Source organism: Mesorhizobium oxytropidicola (assembly GCF_056174625.1).
Map to the genome: position 1 here is coordinate 3,653,795 of NZ_CM149692.1, position 21,068 is coordinate 3,674,862.

The 21,068-nt window shown below is 62.9% G+C and carries 16 protein-coding genes and 1 pseudogene; 14 read left to right on the plus strand and 3 right to left on the minus strand.

Features of this window, described 5'->3' with window-relative positions:
• Positions 1–38: 38 nt before the first annotated feature.
• A complete protein-coding gene (locus AC0V8S_RS18220) occupies positions 39–1,841 on the minus strand; it encodes an NAD(P)-binding domain-containing protein (RefSeq protein WP_475432675.1) in 1,803 nt (600 codons plus the stop codon).
• A 504-nt stretch (positions 1,842–2,345) separates the two neighbouring features.
• On the opposite strand from AC0V8S_RS18220, the gene AC0V8S_RS18225 reads away from it, so the two are divergent.
• The 9 genes from AC0V8S_RS18225 to AC0V8S_RS18265 all read left to right on the plus strand — a co-directional run bounded on the left by AC0V8S_RS18225 (position 2,346) and on the right by AC0V8S_RS18265 (position 13,071).
• Positions 2,346–4,097 carry an acetolactate synthase 3 large subunit gene (locus tag AC0V8S_RS18225; protein ID WP_475438652.1) on the plus strand — a complete coding sequence of 584 codons (1,752 nt, stop codon included), beginning with the start codon at positions 2,346–2,348 and terminating at the stop codon, positions 4,095–4,097.
• 78 nt (positions 4,098–4,175) lie between these two features.
• Positions 4,176–4,751: an acetolactate synthase small subunit gene (ilvN, locus tag AC0V8S_RS18230; protein ID WP_183460648.1), complete on the plus strand. Its 576-nt coding sequence runs from the start codon at positions 4,176–4,178 to the stop codon at positions 4,749–4,751.
• Between the two features lie 116 nt (positions 4,752–4,867).
• Positions 4,868–5,464, plus strand: a complete 597-nt coding sequence (locus AC0V8S_RS18235; protein WP_475432676.1) for a LysE family translocator — start codon at positions 4,868–4,870, stop codon at positions 5,462–5,464.
• Between the two features lie 212 nt (positions 5,465–5,676).
• Entirely contained in the window at positions 5,677–6,942 is a 1,266-nt protein-coding gene (locus AC0V8S_RS18240; RefSeq protein WP_475432677.1) for an efflux RND transporter periplasmic adaptor subunit, read from the plus strand.
• Positions 6,939–10,100 carry an efflux RND transporter permease subunit gene (locus AC0V8S_RS18245; RefSeq protein WP_475432678.1) on the plus strand — a complete coding sequence of 1,054 codons (3,162 nt, stop codon included), beginning with the start codon at positions 6,939–6,941 and terminating at the stop codon, positions 10,098–10,100. Before AC0V8S_RS18240 ends, AC0V8S_RS18245 begins: the two co-directional genes overlap by 4 nt.
• A gap of 78 nt (positions 10,101–10,178) precedes the next feature.
• A complete protein-coding gene (gene nthA, locus AC0V8S_RS18250; protein WP_475432679.1) occupies positions 10,179–10,796 on the plus strand; it encodes a nitrile hydratase subunit alpha in 618 nt (205 codons plus the stop codon).
• Positions 10,793–11,452: a nitrile hydratase subunit beta gene (nthB, locus tag AC0V8S_RS18255; RefSeq protein WP_475432680.1), complete on the plus strand. Its 660-nt coding sequence runs from the start codon at positions 10,793–10,795 to the stop codon at positions 11,450–11,452. The genes nthA and nthB overlap by 4 nt, the downstream gene beginning before the upstream one ends.
• Entirely contained in the window at positions 11,439–11,798 is a 360-nt protein-coding gene (locus tag AC0V8S_RS18260) for a nitrile hydratase accessory protein (protein ID WP_475432681.1), read from the plus strand. The genes nthB and AC0V8S_RS18260 overlap by 14 nt, the downstream gene beginning before the upstream one ends.
• A gap of 145 nt (positions 11,799–11,943) precedes the next feature.
• Entirely contained in the window at positions 11,944–13,071 is a 1,128-nt protein-coding gene (locus AC0V8S_RS18265) for an ATP-dependent DNA helicase (RefSeq protein ID WP_475432682.1), read from the plus strand.
• A 2-nt stretch (positions 13,072–13,073) separates the two neighbouring features.
• Here the strand turns inward: AC0V8S_RS18265 and AC0V8S_RS18270 are convergent, their stop codons facing one another.
• Positions 13,074–13,493, minus strand: coding sequence for a SpoIIAA family protein (locus AC0V8S_RS18270; RefSeq protein WP_475432683.1), 420 nt, complete (start codon positions 13,491–13,493; stop codon positions 13,074–13,076).
• A 162-nt stretch (positions 13,494–13,655) separates the two neighbouring features.
• Between AC0V8S_RS18270 and AC0V8S_RS18275 the strand changes: the two genes are divergently transcribed.
• The 4 genes from AC0V8S_RS18275 (at position 13,656) to AC0V8S_RS18290 (ending at position 19,586) form a co-directional block, all read left to right on the plus strand.
• Complete coding sequence (locus AC0V8S_RS18275; RefSeq protein WP_475432684.1) at positions 13,656–14,396, plus strand: pyridoxine 5'-phosphate synthase; 741 nt, start codon at positions 13,656–13,658, stop codon at positions 14,394–14,396.
• A 97-nt stretch (positions 14,397–14,493) separates the two neighbouring features.
• The gene (locus tag AC0V8S_RS18280; RefSeq protein WP_475432685.1) at positions 14,494–16,407 is read left to right on the plus strand and encodes a potassium transporter Kup; all 1,914 of its coding nucleotides are present in this window, start codon (positions 14,494–14,496) and stop codon (positions 16,405–16,407) included.
• 188 nt (positions 16,408–16,595) lie between these two features.
• Positions 16,596–18,515 (plus strand): potassium transporter Kup, encoded by a 1,920-nt coding sequence (locus AC0V8S_RS18285; RefSeq protein WP_475432686.1) that lies wholly within the window; start codon positions 16,596–16,598, stop codon positions 18,513–18,515.
• A 42-nt stretch (positions 18,516–18,557) separates the two neighbouring features.
• On the plus strand, positions 18,558–19,586 hold the full coding sequence (locus tag AC0V8S_RS18290; RefSeq protein ID WP_475432687.1) for an SDR family oxidoreductase: 1,029 nt from the start codon (positions 18,558–18,560) through the stop codon (positions 19,584–19,586).
• Between the two features lie 34 nt (positions 19,587–19,620).
• Here AC0V8S_RS18290 and AC0V8S_RS18295 read toward each other — a convergent pair whose 3' ends face one another.
• The gene (locus AC0V8S_RS18295) at positions 19,621–20,514 is read right to left on the minus strand and encodes an SDR family oxidoreductase (RefSeq protein WP_183460624.1); all 894 of its coding nucleotides are present in this window, start codon (positions 20,512–20,514) and stop codon (positions 19,621–19,623) included.
• Positions 20,515–20,650: 136 nt separating this feature from the next.
• On the opposite strand from AC0V8S_RS18295, the pseudogene AC0V8S_RS18300 reads away from it, so the two are divergent.
• Positions 20,651–21,060, plus strand: a pseudogene (locus AC0V8S_RS18300) (winged helix-turn-helix transcriptional regulator).
• The last annotated feature ends 8 nt before the right edge of the window (positions 21,061–21,068 follow it).

Here is a 21,068-nt window from a genome sequence, read left to right on the forward strand (position 1 = left end):
CCGATGCGGGATGGCGGAAGGCCTCCCGAGCTTGCCGGCTATCCCTTGTGGTGCACCTTCTGCAGCCCGTAGACTGGTGTCGGCAGTCCGGCGTGCCTGGCTTTCAGCTGCAGCGACAGGAACTGCGAATAGTGGCGCGACTGGTGCAGATTGCCGCCATGGAACCACAGCGCCTCCTGCTGCGTCGGCTTCCACATGTTGCGCAACTCGCCTTCCCAGGGGCCGGGATCCTTGGTGGTGTTGGAGCCAAGGCCCCAGCATTTGCCGACTTTGTCGGCGGTTTCGCGAGATATCAGATCGGCGGCCCAGCCGTTCATCGAGCCATAGCCGGTGGCGTAGACGATGAGATCCGCGGGCAGTTCCGATCCGTCACTGAGCACAACCGAATGCTGCTTGATCTCGTCGACGTCGACGCCGCTTTTCAGCTTGATCAAACCATCGATGACCAACTGGGAGGCGCCGACGTCGATATAATAGCCGGAGCCGCGCCTGAGGTATTTCATGAACAGGCCGGACTCGTCGTCGCCCCAGTCGAGCATGAAGCCGGCCTTCTCCAGTCCCTTGTAGAACGCCGCGTCGCGTTTCTTCATCTCGGCATAGGCCGGGATCTGGAACTCGTGCAGGATCTTGTAGGGCAGTGAAGCAAAAATCAGATCGGCCTTGGCTGTGGTGATACCATTCTGCACTGCCTGCTCCGAATAGAGCGAACCCAGTCCGATCTCCATCAACGTGTCGGATCTGGAGATATGGGTGCTCGAGCGCTGCACCATGGTGACGTCGGCGCCGGCTTCCCAAAGTGCGGCCGCGATGTCGTGGGCGGAATTGTTGGAGCCGATGACAACGGCTCTCTTCCCGGCATAGGCGTCGGGGCCGGGGTGCTTCGAGGAGTGATGCTGGTCACCCTTGAAGGTCTCCATGCCCTTGAATTTCGGCAGATTGGCCTTGCCGGACTGTCCGGTCGCCAGCACCAATTGCTTGGGCTTCAGGGTGATGTCCTTGCCGTCGCGGTGGACGACGACGGTCCACTCCTTCTTCTTGTCGTCATAGGAGGCGCTCTTGGCCTCGGTCGACGACCAGTAGTTCAGCTCCATCACCTTGGTGTACATTTCCAGCCAGTCGCCGATCTTGTCCTTGGGCGAGAAGACCGGCCAGTTCTTTGGGAAATCGATATAGGGCAGATGGTCGTACCAGACCGGGTCGTGCAGGCAGAGCGACTTGTAGCGCTTGCGCCAGCTGTCGCCGGCCCGCTCGTTCTTCTCGACGATGATGGTCGGGACGCCGAGCTGCCGCAGCCTTGCGCCGAGCGCGATGCCGCCCTGGCCGCCGCCGATGATAAGCGTGTAGGGCTGCGTCTTGAAGCCGAGTTCGGCGGCTTCCTTCTCACGCTCTTCCTTCCATGTCGGACGGTTCTTGCCCGAGCCATGCTTGGCGCCCATCGGCCGTGCGAAGCCAGCCGGTTCCTCGTGGCCTTTCAATTCGACCATGGTGGTCAGCAGCGTCCAGATCTTGCCGTCCTTCAGCCTGATATGGCCAAAACCGCGCGCAAGTTCGGTCTCGAAACTGATCCAGCCCTCGATCAGCCCGCCGCTCTCGGTCGCGTCCTCGCCCTTGGCGAGCGTCCAATGCGACGGCTTTGTCCTCGACAACTGGCTCTCCAGCATGTCGCGGACCTGATCGCGGCCTTCCATGGTCTTGATGTTCCAGGTGAAGGTGACGAGGTCGCGCCAATAGCAGTCCTCCTGGAAACAACCGACGGCCTTGTCGATGTCATTGGCGGCCAGCGCCCCGCCGAATTGGTCGAGCAGGTCGGACAGTTTCTTGCTTGGGGCCTTGTCGAGCATAAGTCTTCCTCCGTGAAATCCTGGCCGTCGTGGTGGCTCCTCCCGAGCCGGACGATCAAGTATCGGCAGAGAGGACGGCGTTCGTCACGCCCCACCATAGTTTCGCGTGGCTTCAAGGACTTATCCGGAAAATGCCGCTCCCGAGCCGGTCTGGGTTTGCGTGATGTAGGCACGAAGCAGTGTCCATCGCGAAATCGTGACGGCCATTTGTCGAATTGCGGAGCGCCTTCATCGCCGGCGTGATTTTTGCCGTTGACAGGGCGCCTTGCCCGCCCGTAGTGTCCGCGACCATGAAAAAGGCACTCATTCTCGTAGGAAGGCGCGTGGGCAAGGCGGTGTAACCGCCGGGCGAAAACCTCCCATGCGCAACACACAGGCTCCCTCGGGGGCCTTTTTTATTGCCTGAAACACGACTAAACGACCAATTACACCCAAATGGCAACGCCCAAGCGGCGACAGTACGGGACCAGACCGATGAGCAACGGACAGAGTGAGCGGCGCGAAATGACGGGCGCCGAAATGGTGGTGCAGGCGCTGAAGGACAATGGCGTCAAGCATGTCTTCGGCTATCCGGGCGGCGCGGTTCTTCCGATCTACGACGAGATCTTCCAGCAGGACGATGTCGAGCACATTCTCGTCCGCCACGAGCAGGGCGCCGGCCACGCGGCCGAGGGCTATGCGCGTTCGACCGGCAAGGCCGGCGTCATGCTGGTGACATCGGGCCCCGGCGCGACCAATGCGGTGACGCCGCTGCAGGACGCGCTGATGGATTCGATCCCGCTGGTCTGCCTGACCGGCCAGGTGCCGACTTCGCTGATCGGCTCCGACGCGTTCCAGGAATGCGACACGGTCGGCATTACGCGGCCCTGCACCAAGCACAACTGGCTGGTGAAGGACGTCAACGAGCTTGCCGCGACCATCCACGAGGCCTTCCATGTCGCAACCACGGGCCGTCCGGGTCCGGTTGTGGTCGATATCCCGAAGGACGTGCAGTTCGCCAAGGGGTTTTATGTCCCGCCGCAGATCGCACCGCGCACCAGCTACCAGCCCAAGGTCCAGGGCGATCTGGAAAAGATCAAGGCCGCGGTCGAGCTGATGGCCGGTGCCAAGAAGCCGATCATCTATTCGGGCGGCGGTGTCATCAATTCCGGCCCGGAAGCGAGCCATCTGCTGCGCGAACTGGTCGACCTCACCGGTTTCCCGATCACCTCGACGCTGATGGGCCTCGGCGCCTATCCGGCATCGGGCAAGAACTGGGTCGGTATGCTCGGCATGCACGGCACCTACGAAGCCAACATGGCCATGCATGATTGCGACGTGATGATCTGCATCGGCGCACGCTTTGACGACCGCATCACCGGGCGGCTCAATGCATTTTCGCCGAACTCGAAGAAGATCCACATCGACATCGACCCGTCGTCGATCAACAAGAACGTGCACACCGAAGTGCCGATCATCGGCGATGTCGGCCGGGTGCTGGAGGATATGGTGCGGCTGTGGCGGGCAACCGCCAAGGCCGACAAGAAGGCGCTCTATCCCTGGTGGGAGCAGATCGCCAAATGGCGCGGTCGCGATTCACTCGCCTACAAGATGAACCACGACGTGATCATGCCGCAATACGCCATCCAGCGGCTCTACGAACTGACCAAGGACAAGGACACCTACATCACCACCGAGGTCGGCCAGCACCAGATGTGGGCGGCGCAGCACTATCATTTCGAAAAGCCGAACCGCTGGATGACGTCGGGCGGGTTGGGCACGATGGGCTATGGCCTGCCGGCGGCGCTCGGTGTGCAGATCGCGCATCCCGATGCGCTGGTCATCGACATCGCAGGCGATGCCTCGGTGCAGATGACGATGCAGGAGATGAGCGCGGCGGTGCAGTACAAGGCGCCGATCAAGATCTTCATCCTCAACAACCAGTATATGGGCATGGTGCGCCAGTGGCAGCAGCTGCTGCACGGCAACCGGCTGTCGCATTCCTACACCGAGGCGATGCCGGACTTCGTCAAGCTGGCGGAGGCCTATGGCGGCCACGGCATACGCTGCGAGAAGCCGGACGAGCTGGACGACGCCATCAAGGAGATGATCTCGGTCAGGAAACCGGTGCTGTTCGATTGCCGCGTGGCGAACCTCGCCAACTGCTTCCCGATGATCCCGTCGGGCAAGGCACACAACGAGATGCTGTTGCCGGACGAGGCCACCGACGAGGCCGTGGCCAACGCCATCGACGCCAAGGGCAGGGAACTGGTGTAAACCGATAGCCAAGGCAGGGCTTGTCGAAAGAAGCCGTGCGCAAACAAAGAATTAGATCAAGAATTTGAGATCCATGTCATGAACGCACAGCACCTTCAACCGACCGGCTCCGCCTACTTCATCGCCAAGGAAACGGAACGGCCGGAGAACCACACGCTCTCCGTGCTGGTCGATAACGAACCGGGCGTGCTTGCCCGGGTCATCGGCCTGTTTTCCGGTCGCGGCTACAACATCGAGAGCCTGACCGTCTCCGAAACGGAGCATGAGAAGCACCTGTCGCGCATCACCATCGTGACGCGCGGCACGCCGCATGTGCTGGAGCAGATCAAGCATCAGCTCGAGCGCATCGTGCCGGTGCATCGCGTGGTCGATCTGACCGTGCGTTCGCACGAATTCGGACAGGAGCGGCCGCTGGAGCGGGAACTGGCGCTGGTCAAGGTCGCCGGCACCGGCGACGCCCGTGTCGAGGCGCTGCGGCTGGCCGACGCCTTCCGCGCCTCGGTCATCGACGCCAATACCGAGCATTTCATCTTCGAGATCACCGGCAAGGGCACCAAGATTGACCAGTTCATCGCCATCATGAAGCCGCTCGGCCTGGTCGAGATCTGTCGCACCGGCGTGGCAGCGATGAACCGCGGCCCGCAAGGGATGTAGAACCCGCTACCGCGCAAAGAGATCCGCTCAACGCCTGGCTCGATCAGTGGCCGGGCGCTGGGCTTTGCGCAGTCGGCGAAAAGCGACAATGATGCTGACGTATCTGGGAGGATAACATGTCACTCGACGCATTCCTCGCACTGCTCGTCTATGCCTTCGTGACCTCGATCACGCCGGGGCCGAACAACCTCATGCTCTTGGCCTCCGGCGTCAACTTCGGCATCGCCAGGACGGTGCCGCACATGCTGGGCATCAGCATCGGCTTTCTCGTCCTGCTGCTTGCCGTCGGCCTCGGCCTTGGCGCTGTGTTGACGGCGTTTCCGGCGCTGCACACTGGACTGACGATCGCCGGTGCCGCCTATCTGCTCTATCTCGCCTGGAAGATCGCGATGTCGCGCTCATTGGGCGGCAAGGGTGCGGCGGAAGCGCGGCCGATGCGCTTCATCGATGCGGCGGCATTCCAGTGGGTCAATCCCAAGGCCTGGGTGATGGCGATCACCGCCATGGCTGTCTATGCCAATGCCGAGCATCCGTTCCTGTCGGTGGTGTTGATCTCGATCGCCTTCACCATCGTCAACCTGCCGAGCGTTTCGATATGGGCAGGATTCGGCACGGCGTTGCGGGGATTCCTGTCGGATCCGGTGCGACTGAAATGGTTCAACATCGCCATGGGCGTACTCTTGGCAGCGACCCTTTGGCCGATGCTCAAATAGGGCTGCCCGACGGTTCAACGGGCTTCGGCCGGCGGCCATGGCCGGCTGCACAACCATTGTGCAGTGCACATTAAATCTTCGTAATGCCGTGTTTTGGCCCTTTTCCAACAAATGCGTGTCCTATCTATCGGCGAAATCGCGGCAATCAGCCGTGAGTTGCGCTAGAATACGACCACCTGGCTATGGCGTGTCGGACGGAGAGGCCTTTGTCGATGCGTGGAAAAGTCATCCTTTCATTGCTTGCGATCGCCTGTGCGGGCGCGGCCTGGCTTTACCTTTCGCCCGACGCGCTGGGCAAGGTTCAGCAGCTCATCGGCGTAAAGCAGGTCGCGACATCGGACAAAGCGGCAACCGACAAGCAGGCAGCAGGGGGCAAGCAGGGGGCCGGCGGCAATGGCGCCCGTTCGGCCTCGATTGTTTCGGCGACGGCAACGACGGCCGACTTCCCGATCCGGCGCTATGCCATCGGCTTCGTCTCCTCTCCAGCTGTGGTCAACATCAACGGACGGGTCTCCAGCCAGATCGTGTCGATCGATGTCAAGGACGGCCAGATGGTGAAGGCCGGCGACGTTCTGTTCCAGCTCGATGACCGCGCGCTCAAGGCGCAACTCGCCAAGGACCAGGCCACGCTCGCCAAGGACCAGGCGCTGCTTGCCAGTTCGAATTCCGATCTTCAGCGCGCCAAGGACCTCGTCGCCAAGCAGGCCGGTACGCAGCAGACCTACGACCAGGCCGTAGCCGCGCAGAAGGCGGCGTCCGCGACCGTCGATGCCGACAAGGCGACGATCGACGCCGACAATGTCCAGCTTGGCTTTGCCACAATCACCGCGCCAATTTCCGGCAGGCTTGGCGCTGTCAGCGTTGCCGTCGGTGATCTCGTCACCACCAGCAACGGCAACAGCAGCACCTCGACGCCGCTGGTGACCATCACCGAGATGGACCCGTTGCAGGTCAACTTCAATCTGCCGGAAAGCAACCTGGCGCTGCTGCACAAGGCGCTTGCCAATCCGCAGCAAGGGGCCGTGACCCTGACCAAGGACGGCGACCCGACGCCGATCGGCAAGGGCACGCTCGATTTCGTCGATTCCAGCGTCGACACCGCGTCGGGCACGATCGCCACACGGGCGAGCATACCGAATACCGATCTTTCGCTGTGGCCGGGCCAGTATGTGAATGTCGTGCTCGACGCCGGCATCATGCCGCAGATGACCTCCGTTCCCACCGTCGCGGTGCAGCCCAGCCAGAACGGACCGTTCGTCTATGTGGTCAAGCCGGACAACACGGTCGAGATGCGGCCGGTGCAGGTGGCGCTGACCGAAGGCCAAAACAGCGCCATCAGCCAGGGCGTGAAAGCCGGTGAGAAAGTGGTCACGGAAGGCCAGACGAGGCTGAAGAATGGCGCCGCTGTGCACGAGGGCGCCGCGGCGGCCGCACCCAAGGTGGCCGAGGCGACCAACACGGGCGAGGCGGCCCGATGATTTCCGAATTCTGCATTCGCAGGCCCGTCGCCACCCTTCTGATGTCGTTCGCCCTCGTGCTGGGCGGATTGTTCGCCTACAAATTCCTGCCGGTGGCGGCACTTCCGAGCGCCGAATTCCCCGTGGTCAATGTCTCGGCTTCGCTGCCGGGCGCCTCGCCGGAAACCATGGCGACATCGGTGGCGACGCCGCTGATCAAGCAATTCGCGACCATCGCCGGCATCGATTCCATTTCGACCACCAACTCGCTCGGCCAGACCTCGATCGCCATCCAGTTCGTGCTCAACCGTGACATCGACGCGGCGGCCGCGGACGTGCAGGCCGCGATCGCGCGCACGCAAAAATCATTGCCGCCGCAAATGACGTCGCCGCCAAGCTACCGCAAGGTCAATCCAGCCGATGCGCCGATCCTCCTGATGTCGCTGGTCAGCGACACGGTTCCGCTGACAGATCTTGATGCCTTTGCCGAAAACGTCATCTCGCCTTCGCTGTCGACCATCGACGGGGTGGCCCAGGTCTCGATCTTCGGCCAGCAGAAATATGCTGTACGCATCCAGATCGACCCGACCGCGCTTGCCGCGCGCGGCATCTCGATCGACCAGTTGCAGGCGGCGGTCGCGTCCGCCAACAGCAATACGCCTCTCGGTGTGCTGCAGAACAACAAGCAGCAACTGACCATCACCGCCAATACCCAGCTGACCGACGCCGCCGGCTTCTCCAACCTCATCATCGCCACCAAGAACGGCCACCCGGTGCGGCTGGGCGAGGTGACCCGCGTCGTCGATTCTGTGCAGACGACGACGACCGCAAGTTGGTACGATGGTACCCGCGCGATCATCATGGCGGTGCAACGCCAGCCCGATGCCAACACGGTCGACGTCGTCGACAGGGTGAAGGCGATGCTGCCGTCCTTCCAGGACCAGATGCCGGGCGCCGCCCAGATAAAACTGCTCAACGACCGTTCGACCTCCATCCGCCAGGCCGTCAACGACGTGCAGTTCACGCTGCTGTTGACCATCGCGCTGGTGGTGATGGTGATCTTCGTGTTCCTGCGCCGGGTGACGGCGACCATTATCCCGGCCGTGGCGGTGCCGATCTCGCTGATCGCCACGCTCGGCGCGATGTTCCTGTTCGGCTTTTCCATCGACAACATATCGCTGATGGGCCTGACGCTGGCGGTGGGCCTCGTCGTCGACGACGCCATCGTGATGTTGGAAAACATCTTCCGCCATATGGAAGAGGATGGGTTGTCGGCCTTCGATGCGTCGCTGAAGGGCGCGCGCGAAATCGGCTTCACCATCATCTCGATCTCGATCTCGCTGGTGGCCGTGTTCATCCCGGTTCTGCTGATGGGCGGCGTCATCGGGCGCATCTTCAACGAGTTCGCCGTCGTCGTGACGGTCGCCATCCTGGCGTCGATGTTCGTGTCGCTGACGCTGACGCCGATGCTGTGCTCGCGGCTGCTGTCGGTGACCAAGGCCGATCGCGACAAGCATGGCCCTGGCCATAAGCAGGACCTCATCACACGCGGCTACGACCGGGTTCTGACTTTCTGCCTGCGGCACACCTTCCTGGTGTTCCTCGTCTTTGTCGGCACCGCGGCGGCGTCGGTGTGGCTGATCCAGGCCTCGCCGAAGGGCTTCTTCCCGCAGGAGGATATCAGCCAGATCTCGGTGACGACCATTGCGCGCCAGGACATTTCTTTTGACGCCATGGTGAAGCTGCAGGGGCAGGTGGCAAGCGTCTTTTCCCATTCGCCCTATGTTTCGCATGTGGCATGGTCGGCAGGCAGCGGCAACAATGCACTGAACCAGGGCCAGCTCTATGTGCAGTTGAAGGACAAGAGCCAGCGGCCCGACATCGAGAAGGTGCAGGCTGACCTGCGCAAGCAACTGGCCGGCGTGGCAGGCATCGAGACCTACATGCAGCCGGTGCAGAACCTGCGGCTCGGTTCACGGTCGTCGGCCAGTGCCTACCAGCTCGTGGTTCAGGGCCTCGATACGGGCCTGACCGACCAGTGGGCGCAGAAACTGAATGACGCGATGGCGGCCGACCACACGACCTTCACCGACGTCACCAGCGACCTGCAGAACAATGCGCTGCAGGCATCGCTGGTCATCGATCGCGACAAGGCTGCCCAGCTCGGCATCGATACCGACACGCTGCGCTCCGCCCTCTATGGCGGTTTCGGCACCGACCAGGTCTCGACGATCTTCGGTTCGGCCGACAGCTACGAAGTCATCACCGAGCTCGATCCCAAGATCGAGTGGTCGCCCGAACGGATGCTCGCCATCCAGATGCGGACGGCGAGCGGCTCTCTGGTTCCGCTTGGTGCCTTCGCCCGGGTCGATCGCACGGCCGGCGCCCTGACGGTCAACCAGCTCGGCCAGCTTCCGGCCGTGACCATCTCCTACAATCTGCCGCAAGGCGTGGCGCTGGGCGACAGCGTGACGCGCATCAACGCGCTCAAAGAGCAGATCGGCATGCCGACGGCGATCTCGACCACCTTTGCCGGCACGGCCAAGACCTTCCAGGACTCACTGGCCAACCAGGGCCTGCTGGTCGGCGGCGCGATCCTGACCATCTATATCGTGCTCGGCATTCTGTATGAGAGCTTCATCCACCCGCTCACAATCCTCACCGGCCTGCCGTCGGCGGTGTTGGGCGCGGTCGTTGCCTTGCGCTTCGCCGGCATGGATCTGTCCGTGATCGCGGTGATCGGCATTCTGATGCTGATCGGCATCGTCAAGAAGAACGGCATCATGATGGTCGATGTCGCGCTCGAATTGCGACGAGAAGGCATGTCCGCCAAGGACTCCATCCACAAGGCCTGCCTGATGCGTTTCAGGCCGATCATGATGACGACGCTGGCGGCACTGATGGGCACGTTCCCGATCGCGCTCGGCACCGGTGCCAGCGCCGAGCTGCGCCAGCCGCTGGGCGTTGCCGTTGTCGGCGGCCTGCTCGCCTCGCAGGCGCTGACCCTGTTCGTGACACCGGTGATCTACGTCTACATGGAGAATTTCTCGGGGTGGCTGGTCGGGCTGATGCCCAAGCGCAAGCCCGACTTGCCCGCGGTCGAGAATCCCGAGCAGCCTTCGCTGTTCGGCATCAACGACGACATCCCGGTCGAGCCGCAAAAGACGGCCGCCGAATAGCCGGCCAGCGGACGCTGATTTCCGCTGGCCCAAGCCGTCATGCTTGCAGCCAGCGGGTCGGAACCGTAATTTGTGGCCATGTCCCATGATCATGACCACGACAACGAACTCGATCCGTTTGCCGCGCGCGTGCGTGCGCTGGAAACCATCCTGACCCGCAAGGGGCTGATCGATCCAACGGCGATCGACGTCATCGTCGACACTTACGAGACCAAGATCGGCCCGCGCAATGGCGCCAGGGTGGTGGCGAAGGCCTGGAGCGATGCTGCCTATGCGGACTGGCTCAAGCGCGACGCGACGGCGGCGATCGAATCGCTGAGCTATACCGGCCGGCAGGGCGAGCACATGCAGGCGGTGTTCAACACCGGGGATACGCACAACCTCGTCGTCTGCACGTTGTGCTCCTGTTATCCATGGTCGGTGCTCGGCCTGCCGCCGGTCTGGTACAAGGCGCCGCCCTATCGCTCGCGCGCGGTGATCGACCCGCGCGGCGTGCTCGATGAATTCGGGCTGACGCTGCCGGCCACCACCAAGATACGCGTCTGGGATTCGACAGCGGAGCTGCGCTATCTCGTCGTGCCGATGCGACCCAAGGGCACCGAAGGCTGGAGCGAGGATCGGCTGACCGAACTGGTGAGCCGCGATGCGATGATCGGCACCGCGCTGGCCAAAGCGCCGGAGGGGGAGCCGGCATGAACGGGCCGCAGGATCTCGGCGGACAGATGGGCTTTGGGCCGGTCGCGCCCGAAAAGGACGAGCCCTATTTCCACGCCGCCTGGGAGAGGCGGGCACTCGGTGTGACGCTCTGCGCCGGCGCCATGGGCGCCTGGAACATCGATGAGAGCCGGCACGCGCGGGAATCGCTGCATCCGGCCGACTACTATGGCTCCAGCTACTACCAGATCTGGATCAAGGCGCTGGAGGTGCTGCTCAAGCGCCATGGCTTCGTCAGCGAACGCGATCTTGAAGCCGGCGAGGCGATCGATGCGGCGGCGACACCGAAACGGGTGCTGAAGGCGGAAAATGTGCCTGCCGTGCTGGCCAAGGGCGGCCCTTGCGACCGGCCGATGGCGGAGCCGGCGCGGTTCAAGGCCGGCGATCCCGTGCGGACCAAAAACTTCGACCCGACCGGCCACACCAGGCTGCCGCGCTACGCGCGCGGTAAGCGGGGCACGATCGAGGTGGTGCATGACGGCTTCGTCTTTCCCGACAGCAACGCGCATGGGCAAGGCGAAAACCAGCAATGGGTCTATACGGTGGCTTTCGACGGCACGGAGATCTGGGGCGAGGGCGCCGATCCGACGCTAACCGTGTCGATTGACGCCTGGGAGAGCTATCTTGAGCCGGCCTGACGGGACCGCCGCCGATTTGCCCGCTGGCCTCGACGCGCCGGTTTTCGCCGAGCCCTGGCAGGCCGAGGCGTTCGCCATGACGGTGGCGTTGCATGACAAGGGCCTGTTCTCTTGGAGCGAATGGGCGGATGCCCTGTCGGCGGAGGTGAAGAAGCCGGGTGCGGCAGCCGACGGCCATGACTACTACGAGCATTGGCTGGCTGCGCTGGAAGGGCTGCTTGCCTCCAAGGGGCTGGCCGCCAAACCCGATGTCGACGCGATGGCGCAGGCCTGGGAACGCGCCGCGCACGCCACCCCGCATGGCAAGCCGATCCTGCTCGAGAATGATCCCGGACCGACCAGATAGGTCGTAGTGGTCTTATCGGTTGTTCTCTTTACGTTCTTGTTTGCGCCTGATAGCCTTACCGTCGGCGGCGCTGAGGCGTTCGCGACGCGTCGATGATGGTGGCGACTGTCTTGTCTTTCCCTTGCGAATCCGGTCTGTCGCGCTGATGGAATTCTCTCCCCAACAGGACGAGGCGCTGCAAGCGGTCGCCCGCTGGCTGCAGGTCGGCCAGCCGCAGCTGTTCCGGCTGTTCGGCTATGCCGGCACCGGCAAGACGACGCTGGCGCGCTATTTCGCCGAACATGTCGATGGCCAGGTGCAGTTCGCCGCCTTCACCGGCAAGGCAGCGCAGGTGCTGCGCTCCAAAGGCGCGGTCAATGCCCGAACCATCCATTCGCTGATCTACCGGCCCAAGGGCGAGGAATCGGTGGAAGACGAGGTGACCGGCAAGACCTCGATGTCGCCGACCTTTTCGCTCAACCGGCAGAGCCCGATCTCGCGTGCGAAACTGGTTGTCATCGACGAATGTTCGATGGTCGACGAGCAGCTCGGCCGTGATCTGATGAGTTTCGGCACGCCGATCCTGGTGCTGGGCGATCCCGGCCAGTTGCCGCCGATTTCCGGCGGCGGCTTCTTCACCGATCACGAGCCGGATTTCCTGCTCACCGAAATCCACCGGCAGGCGCGCGACAATCCGATCCTGCGGCTGGCGCTCGACGTGCGCGAGGGCCGCGAATTCATGCGCGGCGACTATGGCACGGCGCAGGTGATCGGCAAGGAAGACGTCAACCAGGAGCTGGTGCTGAAGGCCGACCAGGTGCTGGTCGGCACCAACCGCACGCGCCGCCGCTACAATCAGCGACTGCGCGAGCTCAAAGGCTTCAATGCCGACTATCCCCAGGCCGGCGACAAGCTGGTCTGCCTGCGCAACGATCCGGCCAAGGGGCTGCTCAACGGTTCGCTGTGGAAGGTGATGACCTCGTCGCGCGAGACGATCAAGCCGGGCATCAACCTGCTGGTTTCGCCGGAAGAGGACGATCCCGACCGCGGCGTTGCCAAGATCAAGCTGCTCAAGGCGGCGTTCGAGGATCCCGACGCCGATATCCCCTGGCAGCAGAAGAAGCGTTTCGACGATTTCGACTACGGCTATGCGCTGACCGTGCACAAGGCGCAGGGCTCGCAATGGAACGAGATCGTGCTGTTCGACGAAAGCTGGGCCTTCAAGGAAACCCGCCAGCGCTGGCTCTATACCGCCATCACCCGGGCCGCCGAACGGCTGACCATCGTCCGGTAGAGCTACGACGACGGCTTTTCTCGCACACCGACCTGCCGGGCGCCGAGCCATTCCCAGGCCTCTTCCTCATCCTCGGCCTTGAAATGCCGGAATTCGATGGGCGACGCCGCAGGCAAGGCGTGTCGCGCGTCCGGCGTCCAGTCCGGTGTGCCGATCGCCGCGCAACGGCCTATATGGTCCAGTGCGTGGGCCGCACCCTGTTTGAGGGTTTCGTCGGAAATGTCGGTCCAGTCGACGCCGTCGTGATCGACCATGCGCACGGCCACGTCGATTCGCTGGTGTAGCGCGTAGGCCGCCTCCAGCAGGCCGAACAGGTTTTCCGCATCGGCCGCCGAAACATGCCCGACCACATCGATGGCGAGCAGGTCGTCGCGAGCGGTGTCGATGCGACGGATCGCCGGCACGGATTGCAGGAAATTCACGGCAGGGCCTCCTTTGGCGAAAGAACGCTGGTCTTCTGGAACACCGGAAACCCCCTATCTGTTCCCGTTAAAGACGCTATAGATGCCCGGTCTCAAGCGCGCCGCGGCTGAATTTGTGGCTTTTGGCGCACCGTCAACCCGCCTGTTTCACGGACGCCAGCCATGCCCGCAAAGCTTTCCGTCAACCTCAACGCCATCGCCATGCTGCGCAACCGCCGCGACCTGCCATGGCCCAGCGTGATCGGCATCGGCCGGCTTGCCCTTGCGGCCGGAGCGCATGGGCTGACCGTCCATCCGCGTCCCGATGAGCGTCACACACGCCATTCCGATCTGCCCGAGATCAGGGCGCTGATCGACGATGAGTTCCCGCAGGCGGAGTTCAACATCGAGGGCTACCCGAGCGAGGATTTCCTGGCACTTGTGGAAAAGCATCAGCCCGAACAGGTGACGCTGGTTCCCGATGATCCGGCACAGGCAACCTCCGACCATGGCTGGAACTTCGCAGCCGATGCGGCATTCCTGACACCGATCGTCAAACGTCTGAAGAAGGGCGGTCTCAGGGTGTCGCTGTTTTCCGATGCCGATCCCGCCGGCATCGCCGCTGCGCGTGATACGGGTGCCGACCGGATCGAGCTCTATACCGGTCCTTATGGCAGTTACCATTCCGATTCCGCAAAGGCGGTCAAGGAACTGGAAAGATTGGGGAAAACAGCCGATGCGGCATTTGCCGCCGGCCTCCAGGTCAATGCCGGTCACGATCTGACGGTCGGCAATCTGCCCGCCCTGGCCAAGCGCATTCCGGCATTGGCCGAAGTGTCAATCGGACATGGGTTGACAGCCGACGCGTTGGAGTATGGCATGGCCGGCACGGTCGGCCGGTTCCTCAGAGCCTGCGGCTGGTAGGGGTAGAGCTTCGCTTGCAGGTATGGCAGCCATAGCGTGCAATTGACGTCGCATCGCAGCATGCGTGAAGCACCGCGCGCTTGTCGGGGAGTGGTCCATGGACCTTGCCAGTCGCGGTAGCGAGGCCGAAACCGTCGAGCAATCGAGCCATTCCGCGGCCGAGCAGCACAGCACCAAGGTTCTGATGCTGGGCGCGCTCGGCGTTGTCTATGGCGATATCGGCACCAGTCCGATCTATGCCTTCCGTGAGGCGCTTCACGCTTCGCCCGGGATCGATACGCGCGCTCACGTGCTTGGCGTGCTGTCGCTGATCGTCTGGGCGCTAACGATCATCGTGACCATAAAATATGTCGCCTTCGTGATTCGTGCCGACAACAAGGGCGAAGGCGGCACGTTGTCGCTGATGTCGCTGGCGCGCAGCGCCTATCCCAAAGGCGCGCGACTGATCCTGGCGATCGGCCTTTGCGGCGCGGCGTTGTTTTTCGGCGATTCGATCATCACACCGGCCATCTCCGTGCTGTCGGCGGTCGAAGGCCTCAAGGTGGTGACCCCGACACTGGACGCTTACGTCGTGCCGATCACTCTGCTCATCCTGGCCATCCTGTTCTCGGTGCAACGCTTCGGCACGGGAAAGGTGGCGGCGGTGTTCGGGCCGGTGACCGCGCTGTGGTTCCTGGCTATCGGCGTGGCGGGGCTCTATCACCTGATGGACGACCTATCGATCCTGCTGGCCATCAATCCGTATCACGCGGTCGCCTATCTGGTCAGCACACCCACGGCCGCCTTTGTCACTGTCGGCGCGGTGTTCCTGGCGGTGACCGGGGCCGAGGCGCTTTATGTCGATCTTGGCCATTTTGGACGCAAGCCTATCGTGCTGGCGTGGTTTTCCGTGGTTTTCCCCTGTTTGCTGCTCAACTATTTCGGGCAGGGTGCCTTTGTGCTGGCCAATGGCGGGAGGCCGACCAATCCATTCTTCCAGATGCTGCCTGACTGGGCACTGATGCCGATGGTGGGACTGGCCACGGCCGCGACCGTCATCGCCAGCCAGGCAGTCATATCAGGTGCCTTTTCGCTGACCCGCCAGGCGGTGCAGCTCAACCTTCTGCCACGCATCGAGGTGCAGCATACGTCCGAAATGAAACTCGGCCAGATTTACATGCCCCGCGTCAATCTGCTCATCGCCTTGGGGGTGATGCTGCTGGTCGTCGGTTTCGGCAGCTCGAGTTCGCTGGCGTCCGCCTATGGCATCTCGGTGACCGGCGAAATGCTGATGACGACGATCCTGCTGTTCGTTGTCATGCGCAAGCTGTGGAAATGGAGACTGGCGGTCGCCCTGCCGCTGACCTTGCTGTTCGGTGTCATCGACAGCGGCTTCTTCCTGGCAAACATCGTGAAGATCTTCGAAGGCGGCTGGGTATCGATCACGGTTGCCTGCCTGATGGGGCTGATCATGGGGACCTGGATACGCGGCACCCGCTATCTCTTCGACAAAACCCGCCGCAACGAGATTCCGCTCGATTTCCTCGCCGCCAATCTCTTGAAGAAGAAGCCGCACCTGGTGTCCGGCACCGCGGCGTTCCTGACCAGCGATCCGCTCAGCGCGCCAACCGCTCTGATGCACAGCCTGAAGCACTACAAGGTGCTGCATGAGCAGAACGTCATCCTTTCGGTGGTGACCGCGCCGCAGCCGGTGGTGCCGGACAGCGAGCGGGTCAAGATGGAGACGGTCAACGAGCTGTTCATGCGGGTGACGCTGACCTTCGGCTACATGGAGCAGCCCAACATCCCGCGCGCACTGGCGATCTGCCGCAAGCAGGGCTGGAAGTTCGACATCATGACGACGTCGTTCTTCCTGTCGCGGCGCTCGCTCAAGGCATCGCCCAACTCCGGCATGCCGGTGTGGCAGGACCGGCTGTTCATCGGCCTGGCGCGCACGGCGGCCGATGCGACCGAATATTTCCAGATCCCGACCGGGCGTGTCGTGGAAATCGGCACGCAAGTCGCTATCTAAAGCAGATACGGCAGGTATTATTGGGCGCCCGCCATGCCCCCGCAGCCGCGAATTCAACCCGCGACCATTGGATTTACAGGCCATTTCCCAAGAGTCTAGCGTTGGCAGCATGGGAGCCATCACGCAACGGCACTTGATATTGCATTGCAGCAAGCGTAGAGCACCGCGCGCTTATCGGAGTGTCGTCCATGGCCCTTGCCAATGCTGGTAGTGAGGCAGAACCCGTCGAACAGTCGAGCCATCCGGAAATCGAACAGCATAGCACCAAGGTGCTGATGCTGGGCGCGCTGGGCGTGGTCTATGGGGATATCGGCACCAGCCCGATCTATGCCTTTCGCGAGGCGCTGGTGGCGTCGTCTCACGGCACCGTTGCTGATCGCGGCGATATTCTCGGTGTGCTGTCGCTGATCATCTGGTCGCTGACGATTACGGTTACGATAAAATACATCATGTTCGTGCTGCGCGCCGACAATCGCGGCGAGGGCGGCGTGCTGTCGCTGATGGCGCTGGCACGCGGCAGTTTCCCGAAGCGTTCAGCGGTGATTTTGGGTATCGGTATCGTCGGCGCCTCGCTGTTTTTCGGCGATGCGGTCATCACACCGGCGATTTCGGTGCTGTCGGCGGTCGAGGGTATGAACGTCGTCACGCCTGCTTTCCAGCCTTATGTGGTGCCGCTCACCCTGGTCATCCTCGCCATGGTGTTCGCGGTGCAGCGCTTTGGCACGGGTGGGGTGGGATTGGTGTTTGGACCGGTGACCGCGGTCTGGTTCCTGGCGATCGGCCTTTCCGGCCTGAAACATATCATCAACGATCCGGAAATCCTCCTGGCGATCAGCCCGCACTATATCGTCGCCTTCCTGATCCATTCGCCGGACGTGGCCTTCGTCACGGTCGGCGCTGTCTTCCTCGCCGTGACCGGTGCGGAAGCGCTCTATGCCGATCTCGGTCATTTCGGCCGCAAGCCGATCGTACTTGCCTGGCTGGCGATCGTTTTTCCCTGCCTGCTGCTCAACTATGCCGGGCAGGGCGCCTTCGTGCTGGCCAAGAATGGCATCGTCGGCCATCCGTTCTTCGAGATGAACGAGGGTTGGGCTCTGATTCCGATGGTGGTGCTGGCAACGGCGGCAACAGTGATCGCCAGCCAGGCGGTGATATCGGGCGCTTTCTCGCTGACCAGGCAGGCGGTGCAGCTCAACATGCTGCCGCGGCTGGAAATCCTGCACACGTCGGAAAGACAGTCCGGCCAGATCTACATGCCGCGTGTCAACCTGTTGCTGGCGCTGGTGGTGATGATGCTGGTGGTCGGTTTTGGCGAGTCCAGCAAGCTCGCCTCGGCTTACGGCATCTCGGTGACCGGCAACATGCTGGTGACGACGGTGCTGCTCTATGTCGTGATGACCCGCATCTGGAAATGGAAGCTGATGGTGGCGATCCCACTGACCGCACTGTTTGCCTTCATCGACGTCGGCTTCTTTGCGTCCAACATCGTCAAGGTGTTCGAAGGTGGCTGGGCTTCGCTTGCGGTGGCCTTCACCATCGTGCTGGGCATGTGGACCTGGGTGCGCGGCAGCCGCTATCTGTTCGACAAGACCCGCCGCAACGAAATCCCGCTCGATTTCCTCGCCGGCAATCTGTTGAAGAAGAAGCCGCAGCTGGTGTCCGGCACCGCCGTGTTCCTGACCAGCGATCCGCTCAGCGCGCCAACCGCTCTGATGCACAGCCTGAAGCACTACAAGGTGCTGCATGAGCAGAACGTCATCCTTTCGGTGGTGACCGCGCCGCAGCCGGTGGTGCCCGACAGCGAGCGGGTCAAGATGGAGACGGTCAACGATCTGTTCATGCGGGTGACGCTGACCTTCGGCTACATGGAGCAGCCCAACATCCCGCGCGCGCTGGCGATCTGCCGCAAGCAGGGCTGGAAGTTCGACATCATGACGACGTCGTTCTTCCTGTCGCGGCGCTCGCTTAAGGCCTCGCCCAATTCCGGCATGCCGGTGTGGCAGGACAAGCTGTTCATCGGCCTGGCACGCACGGCGGCGGACGCGACCGAATATTTCCAGATCCCGACCGGGCGTGTGGTAGAAATCGGTACGCAGGTGGCGATCTGACGCGTTTCGGTCGCCTTTACCTGAACATGTGCGGAGGCGGGCGTGAGCGGCGAATTGGTGCTTGTCACTGGCGGATCGGGCTTCCTTGGTGCCCATTGTATCGTCGAACTGCTGAAGGCGGGCTACCGCGTGCGCACGACGGTACGCTCCGCCAAGCGTGAGGCCGATGTCCTGGCCATGCTCAAGGCCGGCGGCGCCGAGCCGGGCGACAGGCTTTCCTTTGCCATCGCTGACCTCATGAGCGACGCCGGCTGGCCGCAAGCGGTCGCCGGCTGTGACTATGTGCTCCATGTCGCCTCGCCATTTCCGCCCGGCGTGCCCAAGCATGAGGATGATCTGATCATCCCGGCGCGTGAGGGTGCATTGCGGGTGCTGCGGGCGGCGCGGGACGCTGGCGCCAAACGCGTCGTGCTGACCTCGTCCTTCGCGGCCATCGGCTATGGCAAGATGCCGCCCGGGCCGTTCACCGAGGAGAGCTGGACCGATCCTAAGGGCAAGGTCAGCGCCTATGTGAAGTCGAAGACGCTTGCCGAGCGCGCGGCCTGGGATTTCATCGCCGCCGAGGGCGGCAGGCTGGAACTGGCGGTCGTCAATCCGGTCGGCATTTTTGGACCTGTGCTCGGCTCCGACCATTCGACCTCCACCGAATTTGTCCAGCGCATGATGAACGGCGCCATGCCGGGGCTGCCGCGTCTGTCCTTCGGCGTCGTCGATGCCCGCGACGTGGCCGACCTGCATGTGCGCGCCATGACCGATCCGGCCGCCAAGGGCGAGCGCTTCCTGGCGGTCGCTGGCGATTTCATGACCGTGCGGGAAATCGCGCAGACCGTGAAAACGCGGCTCGGCGATGCGGCGGCGCGTGTCACGACGCGTGAGCTTCCCGATTGGCTGGTGCGGATCGTCGGATTGTTCAACGCGGAAGCCGCGCAACTGGTGACGGAACTGGGCAAGGTCAAGAATGCCACCAGCGCCAAGGCGGTGCGTGTGCTCGGCTGGGCGCCGCGATCGCGCGAGGACGCGCTGGCTGCCACCGGCGAGAGCCTTGTTCGGCTCGGCCTGCTCAAGAAATAGCGCGGCGGCAGGAAGACCGGCCGCCGCGCAGTTTTCAGCCAGCCAGGGCGGCCTTGTTGGCTTCCAGAAACTGCTTCAGCGTCTGCGGCTTCCTGCCGGAAAGCGTTTCGACCGCGTCCGTCACCATGGCGATGCGGCCGGACCGCGTGTTGGCGTCGAAAGAAACGATGATGCGGGCGAAGTCTTCCGGAAGGCCCGCCGCCTTGACGCCTTCGGTCAGCGCCTCATCCGGCAACTGGATGACCTCCAGCGGCTTGCCGGTGACTTCCGTCACCAGAGTGGCGATCTCGCTCGTGGTATAGGCGTGCGGGCCGGTCAGCGTGTAGATATTGCTCTCCTTTGTGCCGGATGCGAGGCCTGCCGCGATCGCAGCGGCCATGTCGTCGCGGGCGCCGTGGGCGATGCGGCCGTCGCCGGCCGAGGAGTACCACTTGCCGGATGCAATGGCGTGCGGCAGCGCCAGGAACAGGTTCTCCTGATACCAGCCATTGCGGAAGATGGTGTAGGGGATGCCGCTCGCCTTGATCGCCTGCTCGGTGCCGTAGTGGTCGCCGGCGAACAGCACCGGCGAAACCGGCTCCGGATTGGGCATCGAGGTGTAGAGCAGATGCGAAACGCCTGCTTTCTTCGCAGCCGCCACCGCCGCCTCATGCTGCTTCAGACGCCTGCCGGTCTTGAGATCGAGATCGCCGGTCGAGACGATCAGCACGCGGTCGGCGCCAGCAAACGCCTTCTCCAGCGAAGCCGGATCGTTGAAGTCGGCCGCCCGGACGGTGACGCCAAGTGCCGCCAGATCGGCGAGGTTTTCGGGGTCGCGCGTGGTGGCGATGATGCTTGCCGGCGCGACTTTCTGAGCGTCCAGCAGATGGCGGATGACGGCGCGGCCAAGCTGGCCGGAAGCGCCGGTGACAAGGAGGGTTTCGGTCATGGGGAGATCCTGATTTTGCGCTAGCATGGCGGTTTGGGTAGTGGTCTCAAAAAGAGACCAGCACTAAAATAGGAATTGACCCGGTGCCGTAAAGAAGGCAGTTTTTCGGGAGGTAGGCACACGCAGGGAACCAGCCATGGACAGCCGGATCGTCAATCTGAGATCCAAACTCGACGTCTACAAGGCCATGACCGGCGGCGGAAACCTTGCAGATTGCCCCGTCCGTGAGGTCATCCAGGGGCTCAATGGCAAATGGAGTTCGCTGTTGATGGCGGCGCTGGCAGAACAGCCCTATCGCTTCGGCGAATTGCGGCGGCTGGTTCCCGACATCTCGCAACGCATGCTGACCCAGACGCTCTACGATCTGCAGCGCGACGGCTATGTGCATCGCGAAGTGTTCCCGACCAAGCCGCCCAGCGTCGAATACAGTCTGACTGATCTCGGACGCTCGATGTTCGGTGCCCTGCAGCATCTGCTGCAATGGGCAGACTCGACCACGATGCCGTGCGCGAGGCACGTTCCGGTTTCGACGCAACACAGGCTTAAGCAGCCCG

Bases quoted from the DNA above. Each gene is read 5' to 3' on its own strand.
- AC0V8S_RS18285 (WP_475432686.1), top strand. From the start codon at position 16,596: ATGGCCCTTGCCAATGCTGGTAGTGAGGCAGAACCCGTCGAACAGTCG.
- AC0V8S_RS18220 (WP_475432675.1), bottom strand. From the start codon at position 1,841: ATGCTCGACAAGGCCCCAAGCAAGAAACTGTCCGACCTGCTCGACCAA.
- AC0V8S_RS18280 (WP_475432685.1), top strand. From the start codon at position 14,494: ATGGACCTTGCCAGTCGCGGTAGCGAGGCCGAAACCGTCGAGCAATCG.
- AC0V8S_RS18245 (WP_475432678.1), top strand. From the start codon at position 6,939: ATGATTTCCGAATTCTGCATTCGCAGGCCCGTCGCCACCCTTCTGATG.
- AC0V8S_RS18275 (WP_475432684.1), top strand. From the start codon at position 13,656: ATGCCCGCAAAGCTTTCCGTCAACCTCAACGCCATCGCCATGCTGCGC.
- AC0V8S_RS18235 (WP_475432676.1), top strand. From the start codon at position 4,868: ATGTCACTCGACGCATTCCTCGCACTGCTCGTCTATGCCTTCGTGACC.
- AC0V8S_RS18265 (WP_475432682.1), top strand. From the start codon at position 11,944: ATGGAATTCTCTCCCCAACAGGACGAGGCGCTGCAAGCGGTCGCCCGC.
- nthB (WP_475432680.1), top strand. From the start codon at position 10,793: ATGAACGGGCCGCAGGATCTCGGCGGACAGATGGGCTTTGGGCCGGTC.
- AC0V8S_RS18295 (WP_183460624.1), bottom strand. From the start codon at position 20,514: ATGACCGAAACCCTCCTTGTCACCGGCGCTTCCGGCCAGCTTGGCCGC.
- ilvN (WP_183460648.1), top strand. From the start codon at position 4,176: ATGAACGCACAGCACCTTCAACCGACCGGCTCCGCCTACTTCATCGCC.
- AC0V8S_RS18225 (WP_475438652.1), top strand. From the start codon at position 2,346: ATGACGGGCGCCGAAATGGTGGTGCAGGCGCTGAAGGACAATGGCGTC.
- AC0V8S_RS18240 (WP_475432677.1), top strand. From the start codon at position 5,677: ATGCGTGGAAAAGTCATCCTTTCATTGCTTGCGATCGCCTGTGCGGGC.
- nthA (WP_475432679.1), top strand. From the start codon at position 10,179: ATGTCCCATGATCATGACCACGACAACGAACTCGATCCGTTTGCCGCG.